Annotated in this window: 17 protein-coding genes; 14 read left to right on the top strand and 3 right to left on the bottom strand. The window is 67.9% G+C overall.

The features are described from left to right. Positions 1-182 precede the first annotated feature (182 nt). Positions 183-797: a 2-hydroxychromene-2-carboxylate isomerase gene (locus tag KIP89_RS06195; RefSeq protein ID WP_213754550.1), complete on the top strand. Its 615-nt coding sequence runs from the start codon at positions 183-185 to the stop codon at positions 795-797. Positions 798-835: 38 nt separating this feature from the next. Next, positions 836-1396, top strand: a complete 561-nt coding sequence (locus KIP89_RS06190) for a hypothetical protein (protein WP_250152246.1) — start codon at positions 836-838, stop codon at positions 1394-1396. Positions 1397-1421: 25 nt separating this feature from the next. Here KIP89_RS06190 and KIP89_RS06185 read toward each other — a convergent pair whose 3' ends face one another. Further along, the gene (locus KIP89_RS06185) at positions 1422-2414 is read right to left on the bottom strand and encodes an alpha/beta hydrolase (RefSeq protein WP_213754549.1); all 993 of its coding nucleotides are present in this window, start codon (positions 2412-2414) and stop codon (positions 1422-1424) included. A gap of 118 nt (positions 2415-2532) precedes the next feature. On the opposite strand from KIP89_RS06185, the gene KIP89_RS06180 reads away from it, so the two are divergent. From KIP89_RS06180 to KIP89_RS06170, 3 genes are all read left to right on the top strand, one after another. Then, positions 2533-2997 carry a secondary thiamine-phosphate synthase enzyme YjbQ gene (locus tag KIP89_RS06180; RefSeq protein WP_213754548.1) on the top strand — a complete coding sequence of 155 codons (465 nt, stop codon included), beginning with the start codon at positions 2533-2535 and terminating at the stop codon, positions 2995-2997. Positions 2998-3125: 128 nt separating this feature from the next. Continuing rightward, positions 3126-3788 carry a response regulator transcription factor gene (locus tag KIP89_RS06175; RefSeq protein WP_213754547.1) on the top strand — a complete coding sequence of 221 codons (663 nt, stop codon included), beginning with the start codon at positions 3126-3128 and terminating at the stop codon, positions 3786-3788. A gap of 44 nt (positions 3789-3832) precedes the next feature. Then, entirely contained in the window at positions 3833-4180 is a 348-nt protein-coding gene (locus KIP89_RS06170; RefSeq protein WP_213754546.1) for a DUF3088 domain-containing protein, read from the top strand. A 15-nt stretch (positions 4181-4195) separates the two neighbouring features. Here the strand turns inward: KIP89_RS06170 and KIP89_RS06165 are convergent, their stop codons facing one another. Further along, positions 4196-7747, bottom strand: coding sequence for a PAS domain-containing hybrid sensor histidine kinase/response regulator (locus KIP89_RS06165; protein WP_213754545.1), 3552 nt, complete (start codon positions 7745-7747; stop codon positions 4196-4198). A gap of 231 nt (positions 7748-7978) precedes the next feature. Between KIP89_RS06165 and KIP89_RS06160 the strand changes: the two genes are divergently transcribed. Next, positions 7979-8161 (top strand): hypothetical protein, encoded by a 183-nt coding sequence (locus KIP89_RS06160; RefSeq protein WP_213754544.1) that lies wholly within the window; start codon positions 7979-7981, stop codon positions 8159-8161. 173 nt (positions 8162-8334) lie between these two features. Next, on the top strand, positions 8335-8706 hold the full coding sequence (locus tag KIP89_RS06155) for a hypothetical protein (RefSeq protein WP_213754543.1): 372 nt from the start codon (positions 8335-8337) through the stop codon (positions 8704-8706). Between the two features lie 148 nt (positions 8707-8854). On the opposite strand, the gene KIP89_RS20110 is transcribed toward KIP89_RS06155, so the two are convergent. Beyond that, complete coding sequence (locus tag KIP89_RS20110) at positions 8855-9010, bottom strand: HNH endonuclease (protein WP_369807110.1); 156 nt, start codon at positions 9008-9010, stop codon at positions 8855-8857. A 372-nt stretch (positions 9011-9382) separates the two neighbouring features. Between KIP89_RS20110 and mscL the strand changes: the two genes are divergently transcribed. From mscL to KIP89_RS06115, 7 genes are all read left to right on the top strand, one after another. Continuing rightward, positions 9383-9802, top strand: a complete 420-nt coding sequence (mscL, locus tag KIP89_RS06145) for a large conductance mechanosensitive channel protein MscL (RefSeq protein WP_213755396.1) — start codon at positions 9383-9385, stop codon at positions 9800-9802. 324 nt (positions 9803-10126) lie between these two features. Further along, positions 10127-11083 carry a heme-dependent oxidative N-demethylase family protein gene (locus tag KIP89_RS06140; RefSeq protein WP_213754541.1) on the top strand — a complete coding sequence of 319 codons (957 nt, stop codon included), beginning with the start codon at positions 10127-10129 and terminating at the stop codon, positions 11081-11083. Positions 11084-11175: 92 nt separating this feature from the next. After that, a complete protein-coding gene (locus tag KIP89_RS06135; RefSeq protein ID WP_213754540.1) occupies positions 11176-11673 on the top strand; it encodes a DUF6790 family protein in 498 nt (165 codons plus the stop codon). Between the two features lie 95 nt (positions 11674-11768). Further along, complete coding sequence (locus KIP89_RS06130; RefSeq protein ID WP_369807109.1) at positions 11769-13127, top strand: ABC1 kinase family protein; 1359 nt, start codon at positions 11769-11771, stop codon at positions 13125-13127. An 82-nt stretch (positions 13128-13209) separates the two neighbouring features. Next, complete coding sequence (locus KIP89_RS06125) at positions 13210-13503, top strand: aa3-type cytochrome c oxidase subunit IV (RefSeq protein WP_213754538.1); 294 nt, start codon at positions 13210-13212, stop codon at positions 13501-13503. 8 nt (positions 13504-13511) lie between these two features. Further along, complete coding sequence (locus KIP89_RS06120) at positions 13512-14669, top strand: Re/Si-specific NAD(P)(+) transhydrogenase subunit alpha (protein ID WP_213754537.1); 1158 nt, start codon at positions 13512-13514, stop codon at positions 14667-14669. Between the two features lie 358 nt (positions 14670-15027). After that, a partial coding sequence (locus KIP89_RS06115) for a proton-translocating transhydrogenase family protein (RefSeq protein ID WP_213754536.1) occupies positions 15028-15315 on the top strand: 288 nt, incomplete at its 3' end.

Below are 15315 nucleotides of genomic sequence, written 5' to 3'. Positions count from 1 at the left end.
TTTCGTCTTTCTCCTCGATTGTCCGTTTGGCGGCGCCCCCTCGCGGGCGCCGTCGGCGTTTCAGGGGGAGCTTTTCTTCAGGCGCTTTTCCCGGGGCGGCGCGTGCTCTAGCGTGGCGGGCGAATCCGGCCCGGCGGCCGCAAGGTGCCGCAAAGAGCCGGGAAGGCCCGAGGAGCCCTCTCATGTCCCGTTCCGTCGATTATTATTTTTCCGTCCAGAGCCCCTGGGCGTTTATCGGCTTTCCCACCTTCCTCGCCGCCGCCGGCCGCCACGGCGCGCGCATCAACTACAAGCCGGTGCTGCTGGGCGAGCTGTTCGCGGAAACCGGCGGCATGCCGCTGGCCAAGCGCCACCCGGTGCGCCAGCGTTACCGGCTGGTGGAGCTGAAGCGGTGGCGCGAGGCGCGCGGGCTCGATTTCCATCTCGCTCCCGCCCATTGGCCGTTCGATCCCGGCCTTGTCGACCGCATGATCATCGCCGCCCAGCTCGATGGCGACGATCCCGCGCCGCTGGTGGCGCGTCTGGGTGCCGGGGTGTGGCAGCGCCAGGAAAACCTCGCCGATCCCACCGTGCTCGCCGCCATCCTCGCCGAGCTGGGCCTGCCCGCCAGCCTGCTGGAGGCCGCCGACAGCGACCGTGCCCGCTGCATCTATCAGGGCAATCACGATGCGGCACTGGAAGCTGACGTGTTTGGGTCACCTTCCTATGTTCTCGATGGGGAAGTGTTCTGGGGTCAGGACCGGCTCGACTTCCTCGAATCGGCGCTGGCCAGCGGTCGCCCGCCCGTGACGCCCTGAACCGGGCGCCGCGCGGGGGCCGGACGCGCGAAAGGACGATGATGATGCCGTTTTCCACCCGCCGGTTTCCCGCCCGCCCGTTTCCCCGCCTTGCCGCCGCCGCCCTCGTGCTGGCGCTGCCGGGCGGGGCTCTGGCGCAGGCCGGTTCCGCCACCGCGCCGGCCGTCATCGCGCCCGGCGAGTCCCCTGCGGCCATGTCTCCTGCGGCAACGCCTCCTGTGGCCACGTCCGGCTTCATCATGCAGCCGGTCGAGGGCGGGCTGATGAAGCTCGATACCCGCTCGGGGAACATGTCGTTCTGCTCGCTGCGCGGCGCCGCCTGGGTGTGCGAGGCGGTGCCCGAGGACCGCACCGCGCTGGAGGCGGAGATCGTCCGGCTTCAGGCCCGCATCGCCGAGCTTGAGAAAGGCCGCGCCGGCGTGCCCGACATCATGGCGCCGCCCGCCGACAAGGATGCGGGGCCCGATGCGCCGATGACCGAGGAGGCCCGCAAGCGGCTCGACGAGGCGCTCGATGTCGCCGAGCACGCCTTCCGCCGCTTCATGGAGATGGTCAACCGCCTGCGCGGCGAGGAGGCTGGGCAGGGCGAAAAGCTCTGAGCCGAAAAGCTCCGGGCTTCCCGGCTCAGCAATTCGCCACGAAGGCGTGGCTGCGCGCCAGTGCCTGATCGGCCAGCGTGCCGGGAAAGCCGATGAAGACGTGGCAGCCGCCGGGATAGACGGCGAGCTGCGCGCCATTGCCCGCCGCCAGCCAGCGCGGCGCCATGAACAGCGTGTCGTCGAGCAGCGCGTCGCGCGTGCCGACCGTGAACAGCGCCGGTGGCAGGCCGGAAAGGTCGGCGTGGAGCGGGGAAATGTCCGCCAGCGCGACATCGCCGCCCTCGCGCAGATAATGGCCGACGAAGACATGGACATCGCGGGTGTTGAGCACCAGCGGCTCGTCGCCCCATTGCCGGGCGCTCGGGGTGAGGCCGAGATCATAGCAGCCGGCCGTCAGATTGGCCGCGCGGAAGGGGGTGAGCCCGTGCCGGTCGCGCAGCCGCAGCAGCGTCGCCACCGCGAGATTGCCGCCGGCCGATTCCCCGCCAATGGCGAAGCGGTCGGTGCCGAAGCGGGCCGCTCCCTCGCGCATCAGCCAGAGCGCGGCGGCCTCGCAATCATCGGGCGCCGCCGGCCAGGGCTGTTCGGGCGCGAGGCCGTAATCGACCGAGACCACGGCAAAGCCGGTGCGCTCGACGAAGCGGTGGTTGAGGCCGTCATTCTCGCGCGCCGAGCCGAGGCACCAGCCGCCGCCATGAATGTGCAGATAGACGCCCTTGGGCGGCGTCGGCGGGGTGAGGATGCGCAGCGATACCGGGCCGCGCGTCCCCTCAATCTCGATCACCTCAGCATAGGGACTTTCCGGCGCCAGCGGAAACGGCCCCTTGCCCTCCAGCCGCAGCTTGCGCAGCACCGCCATGGGAAACACCCAGCGGTCCGGCACGGCGCCCAGCGCCTTGACGACGGCGGCATTGAGCGCGCGCGTATCCGGCGCGATCGCGGCCGGGTCGAACACGGCCGGGTCGAGCGTCAGCTCGGACGCGTGGGTGGCGGAGAGGGGCGCGGGGGCAGACGACATGAACGGGCACGCTCCGTGCAACGGGGTGGGGTGGGTCTGTCATCGGGGGCTGAACCGGCCTATCCAAACCCAGCCGGGCGCATTCGTCCAGTTCACCTAACGACAGGGAGCCCCGCCCATGAGCCGCATCCGACAGGGCGACATCCGCGAAACCCTTGTGACGCGCCGCGTCTCGACCGTGCTCGCGGTCGACACCAAAGGGCGCAGCTTCACCGAGGTGACGCAGGCCGTGCGCCACTTCCTCGCCACGATCAAGGCCGGGGAGGGCGAGGTCAGCCTGTTCTGCCGGCACACCTCCGCCTCGCTCACCATTCAGGAGAATGCCAGCCCGGAGGTGCAGGTCGACCTGCTCACCGCGCTCGACCGGCTGGCCCCCGAACATGCCGGCTGGGTGCATGATCTGGAAGGCTCGGACGACATGCCGGCCCATGTAAAGAGCGTGCTCACCGGCATCCATCTCGCGATTCCCGTCATGGATGGGCGCCTGGCGCTGGGCACCTGGCAGGGAATCTACCTCATCGAGCACCGCGCCCGCCCGCATCGGCGCGAATTGGTGGTGGCGTTTGTCGGCGATGCTGACTAAAGGTCGTTGAATTGGCCAGATCAACGCAACCTGCGTAAGACAGGGGCGCCGGCCATGAACCATGATCGCGGCGCGGCCGGCCGAGAGGGCAGGTTCGCGCGGGTGGAAGGGGCCTCTGCGAAGTGGATATGACGACGAGTTTCCGGCTGATCATCGCCGACGACCATCCGCTGTTTCGAGGCGCCCTGCGCGAGGCGGTGACACGCCAGTTCCCCACCGTCGAGCTGTTCGAGGCCGGCGGCTTCGAGGATCTCCAGGGGTTGCTGGAACGCGAGAGCGACATCGACCTCGTGCTGCTCGATCTGAGCATGCCGGGCGTGCGCGGCTTTTCCGGCCTGATGTATTTACGCGCGCAATATCCCGGCGTGCCGGTGGTGGTGGTCTCGGCCCATGAGGAGGCCGGCGTCATCCGCTCCTGCATGGAGTTCGGCGCTTCCGGCTTCATCCCCAAGACCGCGCCGGTCGACACGATGCGCGTGGCAGTCGCCGCCGTGCTGGAGGGCCGCACCTGGACCCCGCCGGACATCGACCTGTCGGGCGGCGCCGACAAGGAGGGCCAGGCACTCGTCGCCCGCCTCGCCACCCTCACGCCGCAGCAGGTGCGGGTGCTGATGATGCTGTCCGAGGGGCTGCTCAACAAGCAGATCGCCTATGAGCTGGGCGTCTCCGAGGCCACGGTGAAAGCCCATGTCTCGGCCATCCTGCAGAAGCTCGGCGTCGAGAGCCGGACCCAGGCGGTGATCGCCGCCGCCAAGATCGAAGGCGGCAACTGGGCGCAGGCGACCGGCTGAGGCGGGGCGCCGGCTGAGAGATGGCGCCGGGAATGGGGGCGGCGATGGAACGCGACACGCTTTTCCTGCTCGCGCCCGGCTTTGCCGATCCGGCCTTTCCCGGCCAGACCTTCTATTGCTGGCACTGTGCCCTGATGGAGGGCGTGCTGGCCTCATTCCCCCACCTCACTGAGCGCCTCGATGTGGTGCGGATCGCCTGGCCGCGTCCGCGCGCGGCGGTGATCGACCTTGTCGGCGCGGCGAACCAGGCCCTGCCGCTGCTCGTTCTGGCCGCGGGCACGTCCTCCCGCCACCAGACCGGCATGCATGAGGGGCGCGGCTTCATCAACGACAAGGACGCCATCCTCACGGCCCTGTCGGAGCGCCACGGCTTCCCCGCCCCGCATCCCTGAGCGGGGGAGGGGGCGCTATTCCGCCGCCGCCCGCGTCGCCCGCCACTGCGCCAGCAAGGCGCGCAGGGCGGCCGGGCGCACCGGCTTGTTCAGCACTTCCATTTCGGTCTCGCGCGCCGTGTCGCGCACCTTCTTGGAGCGGTCGGCGGTGATCAGCACGGCTGGCAGGCTCTGGTCGAGCTTCCAGCGCAATTGCTTGGTCGCCTCGATGCCGTCGCCCTCGTCGAGATGATAGTCGACCAGAAGCACGTCCGGGGCGATCTTCAGCTCGCGCAGCGTGGCCAGCGCCTCGGTGATGTCGGCCGCCTTCACCACCCGGCAGCCCCAGCCGGTGAGCAGCGTCTCCATGCCGTCGAGAATGGTCGGCTCATTGTCGATGCACAGCACGGTGAGCGCGTCGAGCGAGGCGGCGGGAACGGCGGGCGGGCGCGAGCGCGGCAGTTCGGCCGGGATCGGCGGGGCCGACGGCACCTCGACCGAGAACGAGCTGCCGCGCCCGGAGGCGGAGATCAGCTCGATCGGGTGGTCGAGCACGCGGGCGATGCGCTCGACGATGGAGAGGCCGAGCCCGAGCCCGCGCGCCGCCTTGGCGCCCTGGTCGAGCCGCTGGAACTCCTTGAAGATCAGCTTCTGCTTGGCCTGCGGTATGCCGAGCCCGGTGTCGAGCACCTGAATGCGCAACCTTCCGCGCCGGCGGCGCACGCCGATCAGCACCCGGCCGCGCGGGGTATATTTGATCGCGTTGGAGACGAGGTTCTGCAACAGCCGGCGCAGCAGCCGCCGGTCCGAGCGCACCGCCGCCGTGCTCGCCACGAAGGTGAGGCGCAGGTTCTTTTCCTGCGCCAGCGGGGCGTATTCGAGTTCGAGCTGGCGGAAGATGTCGTCGAGCCGGAAGGCGCCGATTTCCGGCTTCAGCGCCCCCGCATCGAGCCGTGAAATGTCCAGGAGCGCGCCGAGGATCTCCTCCACCGCTTCCAGCGAGGCGTCGACATTGCGCGCCAGCCGCCCGTCCTCGCCGGTCTGCGCCTGCTCGACCAGGCTGGTGGCGTAGAGCCGCGCCGCGTTGAGCGGTTGCAGGATGTCGTGGCTGGCGGCGGCGAGGAAGCGGGTCTTGGAGATGTTGGCCTCGTCCGCCGCGGATTTCGCCTGGGCGAGCTGGGCGTTGAGGTTCTCCAGCGCCTTGGTGCGCTCGCGCACGCGCCGCTCCAGCGTCTCATTGGCGCGCTCCAGCGCCTCGGCGGCCTCGACGGTGGGGGTGATGTCGTTGAAGGTCACCACCACGCCGCCATCGGGCATGGTGTTGACGCGCACCTCCATCACCACCCCGCGCGGGGCGAGGCGCTCCTGAAAGGTGATGTTGCGCCGGGCGTAGCGGCCGAGCTTCTCGCGCACGATCTCCTCGACCGGGCCGGGGCCGAACACCCCGCTCGCCGCGTTGAAGCGGATCATCGCGTCCATGCCGACGCCGATCCGCACGATCTCCGGCGGCAGGTCGAGCATCTCGCCGAACTGGCGGTTCCAGCAGATCAGCCGCAGATCGCGGTCGAACACGGCGATGCCCTGGCGCACATGGTCGAGCGCGGTCTGCAGGATCTCGCGATTGTACTGGATGGCGGCCGAGGCATCGTCGAGCAGCTTCAGCGCCGCCTTGGTGGAGACGGTGCGCTTCCTCAGCATCAGCGACAGCACGAGCCGCGAGGAAGCCGCGCCGATGGCCGAGGCGAGCAGGTGCTCGGCATAGCGGATGAGCTGGAAATCCGCCTCGCGGGCCGGCTCCAGCGTCACCCCGCGCATCGCCGAGACGCTCTCGAACGAGGCGCGGGTGCGTTCCTCGCCGAGATAGCGGGCGACCGTGCCGACCAGCTCGCCCACCGTCACCGGCGAGCGCCAGAGCCGGAAGCTCGGCGCGGAGGGGGCGCGGTCGGCCTCCACGAAGACGCTCGCCTGCAACCGCTCGATCGGTTGGGGATGGCGCAGCAGCGAGAAGGCGAAGAAGCAGATGACGTTGACCGTGAGGCTCCACATCACGCCATGGGCGAGCGGCCCGGCGCTCACCCCGAGCAGCGCCTGCGGGCGCAGCCAGTCGAGGCCGAACGGGCCCTGCGTCAGCAAGGCGTGGCTGAACAGGCCGGAATCGATCAGGCTCGGCAGCAGCAGCGTATAGGCCCACAGCGCGATGCCGGCGGCGATGCCGGCAATGGCGCCGAGCGCCGTGCCGCGCCGCCAGATCAGCCCGAGCAGCAGCGCCGGGCCGAACTGCGCCACGGCGGCGAAGGACAGCAGGCCGATCTGCGCCAGCTGCGCGTCGCCGGTGAGCCGGTAATAGAGATAGGCCAGCAGCAAGATGGCGAAGATGGCGATGCGCCGCACCGTGAGCAGGCGCAGCCCCATGTCGACATGGGCCGGGCCGGCCTCGCCCGGCGCGAGGGCGCGCCCGCTCTCCTCCGCCCCGCGCCGGCCGCGCACCATCAGCGGCATGAAGATGTCGTTGGACACCATCACCGCCAGCGCCACCGTCTCGACGATCACCATCGCGGTCGCCGCCGACAGCCCGCCGACAAAGGCCACCAGCGCCATCAGCTTGGAGCCGGCCGAGAGCGGCAGGGTCAGCACATACATGTCGCCGTCGATGAAGCCGGGCGGGAAGGAGACCAGCCCGGCCACCGCGATGGGAATGACGAACAGGTTGATCAGCACGAGATAGAGCGGGAACAGCCAGGACGCGGTGCGGATTTCCTGCTCCGAGGTATTCTCGACCACCGCGACATGGAACTGGCGCGGCAGCAGCAGGATGGCGAGCGCCGAGAGCATCGTCATCACCGCCCAGTTGCTGGCCGAGAAGCCTTCCATCAGCACCGGCAGCACGCCCTTGTCCGCCGCCTGCGCGAACAGGTCGAACGGGCCGGAAAACATGACGAAGGTGACGAACAGGCCGACCGCGAGGAAGCTCACCAGCTTGACGATGGATTCGGTCGCCACCGCCAGCATCAGCCCTTCCTGATGTTCGGTGGCGTCGATATGGCGGGTGCCGAACAGCACCGCGAACACCGCCATGGTGACGGCGATCATCAGCGCGAGGTCGCCGACCAGCGGGTAATGCAGGCCGAGCCCGTCGAAATCGCCGAGCAGCGCCACCAGCGAGGCCGACACCGCCTTCAGCTGCAGGGCGATGTAGGGCAGCGAGCCGACGATCGCGACCAGCGCCACCAGCGCCGCGACACCCTGGCTCTTGCCATAGCGGGCGGCGATGAAGTCGGCGATGGAGGTGATGTTCTGCGCCTTGGCGAGCCGCACCAGCCGCAGCAGGAAGGGCGCGCCGAGCGCGAACACGAGCATCGGCCCGACATAGATGGTGAGGAAGTTCACCCCCTGCGTGGTGGCCAGCCCGACCGAGCCGAAGAAGGTCCAGGAGGTGCAGTAGACCGCGAGCGACAGCGCGTAGATGTAGGGCCGCCCCTTGCGCCCCCGCGGCACGCGCGCCACCCGCCGGTCGCCATAGCTCGCCACCGCGAACAGGAAGCCGACATAGACAAGGGCGACGGCGATGATGACCCAGGCCTGAAGCATGGGGTCTCCGGCAAGAAGCGCGGCCGATGAGGCGCGGGGAACCTAAGCGCGATCTTTATGCGCCGGAGGGGAAGGGCGGGCAAGTTGGGGGGCGGGGCGGCTACGGTTCGGAGATCTGCCCTAGGCGGACGATTCGATTTAGCTGCCGATGAATTGAGGTTCTTATCGGTTACATTTTGATGCACCGGGGAATTCTGAATGGTAGCTTTGACCGCAGTCTGGGAGCGAGCCATGACCCACGAAGAGCGCAATCAGGAAATTCTCAAGGCGATCAAGGAAGTAACCGAGCGCGTCAACGTGTCGAAGAAGGCCGCGCGTGATTTCCTGATCCAGGGTGGCATCTACACCAAGAAGGGCAAGCTCCGGGCCGAGTTCGGCGGAGTGAGGCCGAAGAAAAATCCTGAATCTGCCTGAGTAAATTTGCCGATGATATTACCCGTCGACATGCGACTTATAGTTGTGTCACATGGCTCAGCGGTAGGTCGTTTTCTCCGGCAATGGTTAGGGCAACAAGCATGTGGCGAACAGTGCAAGCCCTCTCGATCAGCACATTGGTTGGGCTAACCGGTTGCGTAAGCACGTCCGAAATGCAGGTTGCGCCGAATGCTTATCAGATAGAGACGAATGCAGGTGGCTTGATCTTCATGGGGCAGGCCGGTCCCCAGGCGCTGAAGCGTGCTGCAGAGTTGACCATAGCCAAAGGATATACGCACTTCCGTCTGGCCGGCGCTGGCATCGAGACAGGATCTCAGGTGACGGGGATCATTCCGGGCCAGACACGCGCTCAGGCCACGGTAGTTGGCAACACCGTTTACGGCTCAGCCTACACCGCCCCAGCAACAGTTGTGCGCGGACCGACCGAGCGGGTAACCGCAACCGTCCTTATGTTCCACTCGACCGATCCAGAGGCCGAGGGAGCTTTTGACGCGGCCCAAGTTCTCAAAGGCGACGCGGGTTAGCCGCAACGCAATTGCAAGTTGGTTCGTGTTTGCCGGCCCTCTCGCATTCCTCATGTAACGACGCGCACTATCCGTCTCGGTTTCGGCAAGGAGTTTGCGGAGATCGAGATGCTGGGTGGTGAGGTGCATGTTTCGTTCGCATGAATGCTTACTGATTATTATTTTTCTTGTAGTTACAAGAATAACAGATCGCACGGACATTTCCAGATTCTGTTTTACCGCCACGCGTAATTGGTACGGTGTGATCAAAATCCCACCGTGTTTTCCGATGCTTGGGAAGTGGGATTTCCGCCCAGTCTCGCATGCATACAGGGCATCTGTCGGGTGCGTTTGCCAAAGCCGCTCGCTTCATGGCAGCAGAGATCCGGCCGCCAGCAGCTTTCAATCTTTCCGTGTAAACTTTCGCACGAGCGTTCCTGCAGTCCATGCAGCTTTGTCGACCGCTGGCCTGTAAGTTGAATCTCGAACTGCCGCATTTCGTGCAGACAAGCATCGCCGCCCTTCACCCAGTAACGTTTGTTGCCATCTCCTACACTGAAATTTAGCCGTCAGCTTTAAAGCCTGAGGCACCTTGGATATCCCAGCTTCCCTTTCCCCCCCCCACCCTTGCCGCCGCCCCCATCCCGCCCCACAATCGCGCGGGGAACCGTCGCGACGGAGGGTGCGCATGAGCAAGGTGTTGAAGGAATTCCGCGAATTCGCGGTGAAGGGCAATGTTGTCGATCTTGCCATCGGCGTCATCATCGGCGCGGCCTTCGGGCGGATCGTCGAGTCCATCGTCTCCGACATCTTCATGCCGGTGATCGGCGCGGTGATTGGTGGGCTCGATTTCTCCAATTATTTCGTCGGCCTGTCCTCCGGCGTCACCGCGCCCTCGCTCGCCGCCGCGCGCGAGCAGGGGGCGGTTTTGGCCTATGGCCATTTCCTCACCGTGGTCATCAATTTCCTGATCATCGCCTGGATCCTGTTCCTGGTGGTGAAGGGCATCAACCGGCTGCGCCGCAACGCCGCCCAGGAGCCGCCGTTGCCGGCCCCGCCGACCAAGGAAGAGGTCCTGCTGACCGAGATCCGCGATATTCTCGCTCGTAAGCCGTAGGCACACGAGCCGCGCGCAAGCCGTAAGGCGGGCTCACCACGACCATCCTTCGAGGCGCGCTGGCGCGCGCACCTCAGGATGACGGTGTGCGGGGTGGGGCGACGCCGTGTGGTTAGTCTCACCTCCCACCTCCCGACCCTCCGTCATGCTGAGGTGCCGCCCTAAAGGGGCGGCCTCGAAGCACGCAGGGCCGTGCAGCCCTCGACACGTAATCAACAGACGCGCCGATGCCGTCAAAATGGGCTGTCATCGCGCCTGCACAGCTTCTAATCTGAAGGGGATCGGGACCGCGTGCCGGCCCGCCCCCTTTGAGACCTGTGCCCGATGAACCTCGCCAGCCCCGCCGCCGATCTCGTGCCGGAAACCGCGCCTTATCTGCACGAGCCCTTCCCGCACACGCCGTTTGACGGCACGCGCAAGCCCTTCTCCATCGCGCTCGCCCCGCTCGACCTCGCCGAGTGGATCGAGCCCGATGCGAAGCTCAGCGAGACGCTGGCGGAGCGCGCCGCGCTGATGCGTGACAAGCGCGACGTGGTGTTTCGCGCGGAAGAGGGGACGGAAGACGCGCAGCGCGAGGTGCTGGAGCTGCTGGTGGAGCACCTCACCGCCCGCTTCCCCGAGCAGTACCGGCTGGAGGGGCGCCGGCTCGAATTGCTGGCGACGGGGGAGAGCGTCGATCTCGACGACCCCGCGCGGCTCCCGCTCGACATCGCCAGCCACATCGTCTCGGACGATCTCATCCTGCTCGCCCCGAGCGAGGGCGGCTACCGGCTGGTGGCGGCGGCGCTGTGCTTCCCCTCGGCCTGGTCGCTGGCGGAAAAGTTCGGCCTGACCATGGACGGCGTGCATGAGAAGGTGCCGGGCTATCCGACCAAGCTCGCGCGGGTGATGAACCGCATCTTCGAGAATCTGAAGGTCGACCAGCCGGTATGGCGGGTGAACTGGTCGATCTACCCCGACGCGGCGCTGCACCACCCCGAATCCAAGGAGCGCCCGCGCGCCTGGTTCGACGATCCCGCCAATCTGGCGCCGGAAGCCTTCGTGCGGGTCGAGCGCCAGACGCTGCGCCGCCTGCCGCAGACCGGGGCGCTGCTGTTCACCATCCGCATCCATGTCGATCCATTCGACGCCTTCCGCCGCCACCCGGAAGGGCGCGCGCTCGCCGCCTCGCTGCGCGAGCAGATCCTCGGCCTCGATCCCGACCAGCTCGCCTATAAGGGGCTGACAGAGCATCGCGACGCGGTGGCGCGGGCACTGGAGATGATCGCCACCGCCGGCTAGAGCTTTGCTCTGACGCATTTTCTTCACGCGAACCGGAATCCACTTCGCTCGAAAATGCTCTAAGCTTGCCCCTTCCTGTAGGGGAGGGGCGCATGGTCTTCTGGTTTCCGCTGCTGTTCTGGCTGGCCGCTCTGGTGGTCGCCATTCTCATGCTCGCGCGCGGCCCGCGCCCGATCACGCTGGCCGCCATCGTCGCGCAATTACTACGCTGGATCCTCGTCTTCCCCGCCGGCCTCATGGGGCTGTGGGCGTTTTCCGGCCATGTGTTCGTGCCCGACCAGGTGGCCGCCTCCATCGGCTGGGCGCCGAGCCCGTTCCAGTTCGAGGTCGGCATGGCCAATCTCGGCATCGGCATGGCCGCACTGATCGGCGCCTTCCTCGGCTCGCCCGGCTTTCGCGCGGCGGTGGGGGTGATGATGCTCGGCTTTCTCGGCGGGGCGGGCGTCGGCCACCTCATCCAGATCGGCGAGACCGGCAATATGGCCGCCGGCAATGCCGGGCCGATCCTCTACACCGATTTCGCCACGCCGCTGGCCGTGCTCGGCCTGTTGCTGATCCAGCGCCTCCTCGGCCCCGTACCGAAGGCGTGATCCGCGCTTGCGCCGCGCCCGTCGCGCCTTATGTGCAAGGGCGTGGCGAGGCCGCGTGACGCGAGGCCGCAACAGGCGAGGCCCTTTTGTCCGATATCCCCGATACTCCCGACCGGGAAGGCAACCGCCTCGCCGCCCGCGCCGCCCGCTATGCCCGCGTCGGCACCCGTGTCGGCGGGGTCGCCGCCCGCATCGCCGGCACCCGCCTGTTCGGCCTCGACGACAAGACCGGCAACGCCGCCGCGCTGGCCGCCGCGCTGGGCGGGCTGAAAGGCCCGATCATGAAGGTCGCCCAGCTGATGGCGACCATTCCCGACGCCCTGCCGCCCGAATACGCCACCGAACTCGCCACTTTGCAGAGCGAGGCCCCGCCGATGGGCTGGGCCTTCGTCAAGCGCCGCATGATGGCCGAACTCGGCCCGGACTGGATGGCGCGCTTTGCCGCCTTCGAGAAGGAGCCGGCAGCGGCCGCCTCGCTCGGCCAGGTGCACCGCGCCACCAGCCTTGAGGGCACGCGCCTTGCCTGCAAGCTGCAATACCCGGACATGCAGTCCGCCGTGGAGGCCGATCTGCGCCAGCTCGGCGTGGTGCTCGCCATCCATCGCCGCATGGACCCGGCGATCGACACCAGCGAGATCGCGCAGGAAATCGGCGCCCGGGTGCGCGAGGAGCTCGACTACAAGCGCGAGGCCGCCCATGCGCGCCTTTACGCCGCGATCCTCACGGACGAGCCCGGCGTGCGCGTGCCGCGCGTGCATCCCGATCTCTCCACCGGCCGCCTGCTGACGATGGACTGGCTGGACGGCCGGCGCATGCTCGATTTCGTCAATCACAGCCTGGAGGAACGCAACCGTCTGGCGCGGGCCATGTTCGCGGCCTGGTGGCTGCCCTTCGCCCGCTTCGGCGTCATCCATGGCGATCCCCATCTCGGCAATTACACCGTGTTCGAGGAAGAGGGCGCGCCTTCCGGCATCAACCTGCTCGATTATGGCTGCATCCGCATCTTCCCGCCCGCCTTCGTCGGCGGCGTGGTCGATCTCTATCGCGGCCTGCAGGAGGGCGACGAGGCCCGCATCGTCCATGCCTATGAGACCTGGGGCTTTCGCGGCCTCAAGCGCGAACTGATCGACGTGCTCAACATCTGGGCCCGCTTCATCTATGGCCCGCTGCTGGATGACCGCGTGCGCACCATCGCCGATGGCGTGGCGCCGGGCGAATATGGGCGGCGCGAGGCGTTCCGGGTGCATCAGGCGCTCAAGCAGCAGGGCCCGGTGCGGGTGCCGCGCGAATTCGTCTTCATGGACCGCGCCGCCATCGGCCTGGGCGGGGTGTTCCTGCATCTCAAGGCGGAGATGAATTTCCATGCTCTGTTCGAGGCGGCGATCGCCGGCTTTGACGTCGCGACGGTGACGGCGCGTCAAGGCGCCGCGCTCACTGCCGCCGGTCTGCGGTAAGCCGCACCCGCACATCCCGTTGCCGCTGCCCCCGTCTTCCGCTAAAGCGGAGGACCACATCATTCTTTGGGAGGGGGTCGACATGGCCGATCACGGAGCGCCCGAATACGCCACGGCGGACGGCAACGACTATGCCGCGCACAAGGGCACCTACCAGTTTTTCGTCAAGAGCACCCTGGTCAGCACGGTCTCGCTCTGCTGCTTCATGATCGCCTTCGCCATTGGCGGCGTGAACGGCCATTGGGGCCTGTTCACCCTCGGCACTCTGGCCTCGGTCGCGGTCGCGGCGGTCGGCCTCGCCTCCGACACCGGCAAGCCCAGCCTGCTGTTCGGCCTGCTCGGCCTGCTGCTGCTGACGCTGATCGTCACATCCTGAGCTGAATCATGCGGATCACCATTGTCAAAGAGAGCTCTGCTTCGGAGCCACGGGTTTCGGCGTCTGTTGAGACGGTGAAGCGTTTTGTTGGTTTGGGTGCGGAGGTTGTTGTGGCGTCGGGGGCGGGTCTCGCTTCGGGCGTGAGCGACGCGGATTTTGCCGGCGCGGGCGCGTCGATCGCGGCGGATAATGCGGCGGCGGTGGCGGGCGCGGATGTGGTGCTGGCGGTGCGCCGGCCGGAGGCGTCGGCGCTCACCGGCATCAAGCCCGGCGCGCTGGTGATCGCCATCGCCGACCCCTATGGGAATGAGGCGGCGCTCAGCGAGATCGCGGCGACGGGCGCCAGCCTGTTCGCCATGGAGCTGATGCCGCGCATCACCCGCGCGCAGGTGATGGACGTGCTGTCCTCCCAGGCGAATCTCGCCGGCTACCGCGCGGTGATCGACGCCTCCGCCGAGTTCGGCCGGGCCTTCCCGATGATGATGACGGCGGCCGGCACGGTGCCGGCGGCGCGGGTGTTCATCATGGGCGCGGGCGTGGCCGGTCTGCAGGCGATCGCCACGGCGCGGCGCCTCGGCGCGGTGGTCTCGGCGACCGATGTGCGCCCGGCGGCCAAGGAACAGGTCGAGAGCCTCGGGGCGAAGTTCATCGCCGTCGAGGACGAGGAGTTCAAGCAGGCCGAGACGGCCGGCGGCTATGCCAAGCAGATGTCGGCGGAGTACCAGGCCAAGCAGGCCGAGCTGACGGCCAGCCACATCGCCAAGCAGGACATCGTCATCACCACGGCGCTGATCCCCGGCCGGCCGGCGCCCAAGCTGGTCTCGGCGGCGATGGTCGCGGCGATGAAGGCGGGCTCGGTGATCATCGACCTCGCGGTCGAGCGCGGCGGCAATGTCGAGGGCGCGGTGCCCGGCGAGATCGTCGTCACGGCGAACGGGGCGAAGATCGTCGGTCATCTCAACGTGCCCGGCCGTCTCGCCGCCACCGCCTCGCAGCTTTACGCCAAGAACCTCTACGCCTTCGTCGAGACGCTGATCGACAAGGGCACGAAGGCACTTAGCGTGAAGTGGGACGACGAGCTGGTGAAGGCGACGCTGCTGACCAAGGACGGGGCGGTGGTGCACCCGAACTTCAAGCCGGCGGACGCGGCGGCGAGCGCGGCCTGACCGCGCCGGCCTCTCGCGTCCTCCCGGACGGCCGCAGGGCCGGACCGGAATCGTCCGGCCGCCATCCCACGTCATCCCCGCCCCCGGACTTGATCCGGGGGGTGACCCGGGGATCCAGCGGAGCCGCTGGAAGGACGATACAGGGCGGAGCGCCCGGTCGTGGATCCCCGGGTCAAGCCCGAGGATGACGGCTGGGAGGGTTGCAAGACCGCGTCGTGGCACGACACGACCACCGGGCGCGTGGCGCCGGACATGACACAACATCCGGGCGCGTGGCGCCCGGCAGCTTCAGGGGAATAGCCGGTCGCGGCGCGGCAGATGCTGGCGGCACGGCGTCGAGGCTTCAGGGGAACAGGACATGGCCAATCCGGTAGCGGGCGATCCGGTCGCCCAGAACGCAGCCGAGGGCGCGCGGGTCGCGGCGGAGGTCGCCCGGCAGGCGGCGGACGCGGCGCAGGCCTATGCGGACGCGGCGGCGCAGCATTATGCGGAGATCGCCGGGAACGCGGCGCACGCGCTCTCGGGCGGGGCGATCGACCCGTTCGTGTTCCGCCTCGCCATCTTCGTGCTGGCGGTGTTCGTCGGCTATTACGTGGTGTGGTCGGTGACCCCGGCGCTGCACACGCCGCTGATGAGCGTGACCAAC

It is taken from the genome of Ancylobacter radicis (assembly GCF_018449475.1).
In the GTDB taxonomy this organism is placed as follows: Bacteria; Pseudomonadota; Alphaproteobacteria; order Rhizobiales; family Xanthobacteraceae; genus Ancylobacter; species Ancylobacter radicis.
The sequence above is the reverse complement of the archived record's forward strand: the minus strand, read 5'-3'. Positions and strand labels throughout refer to the sequence as shown.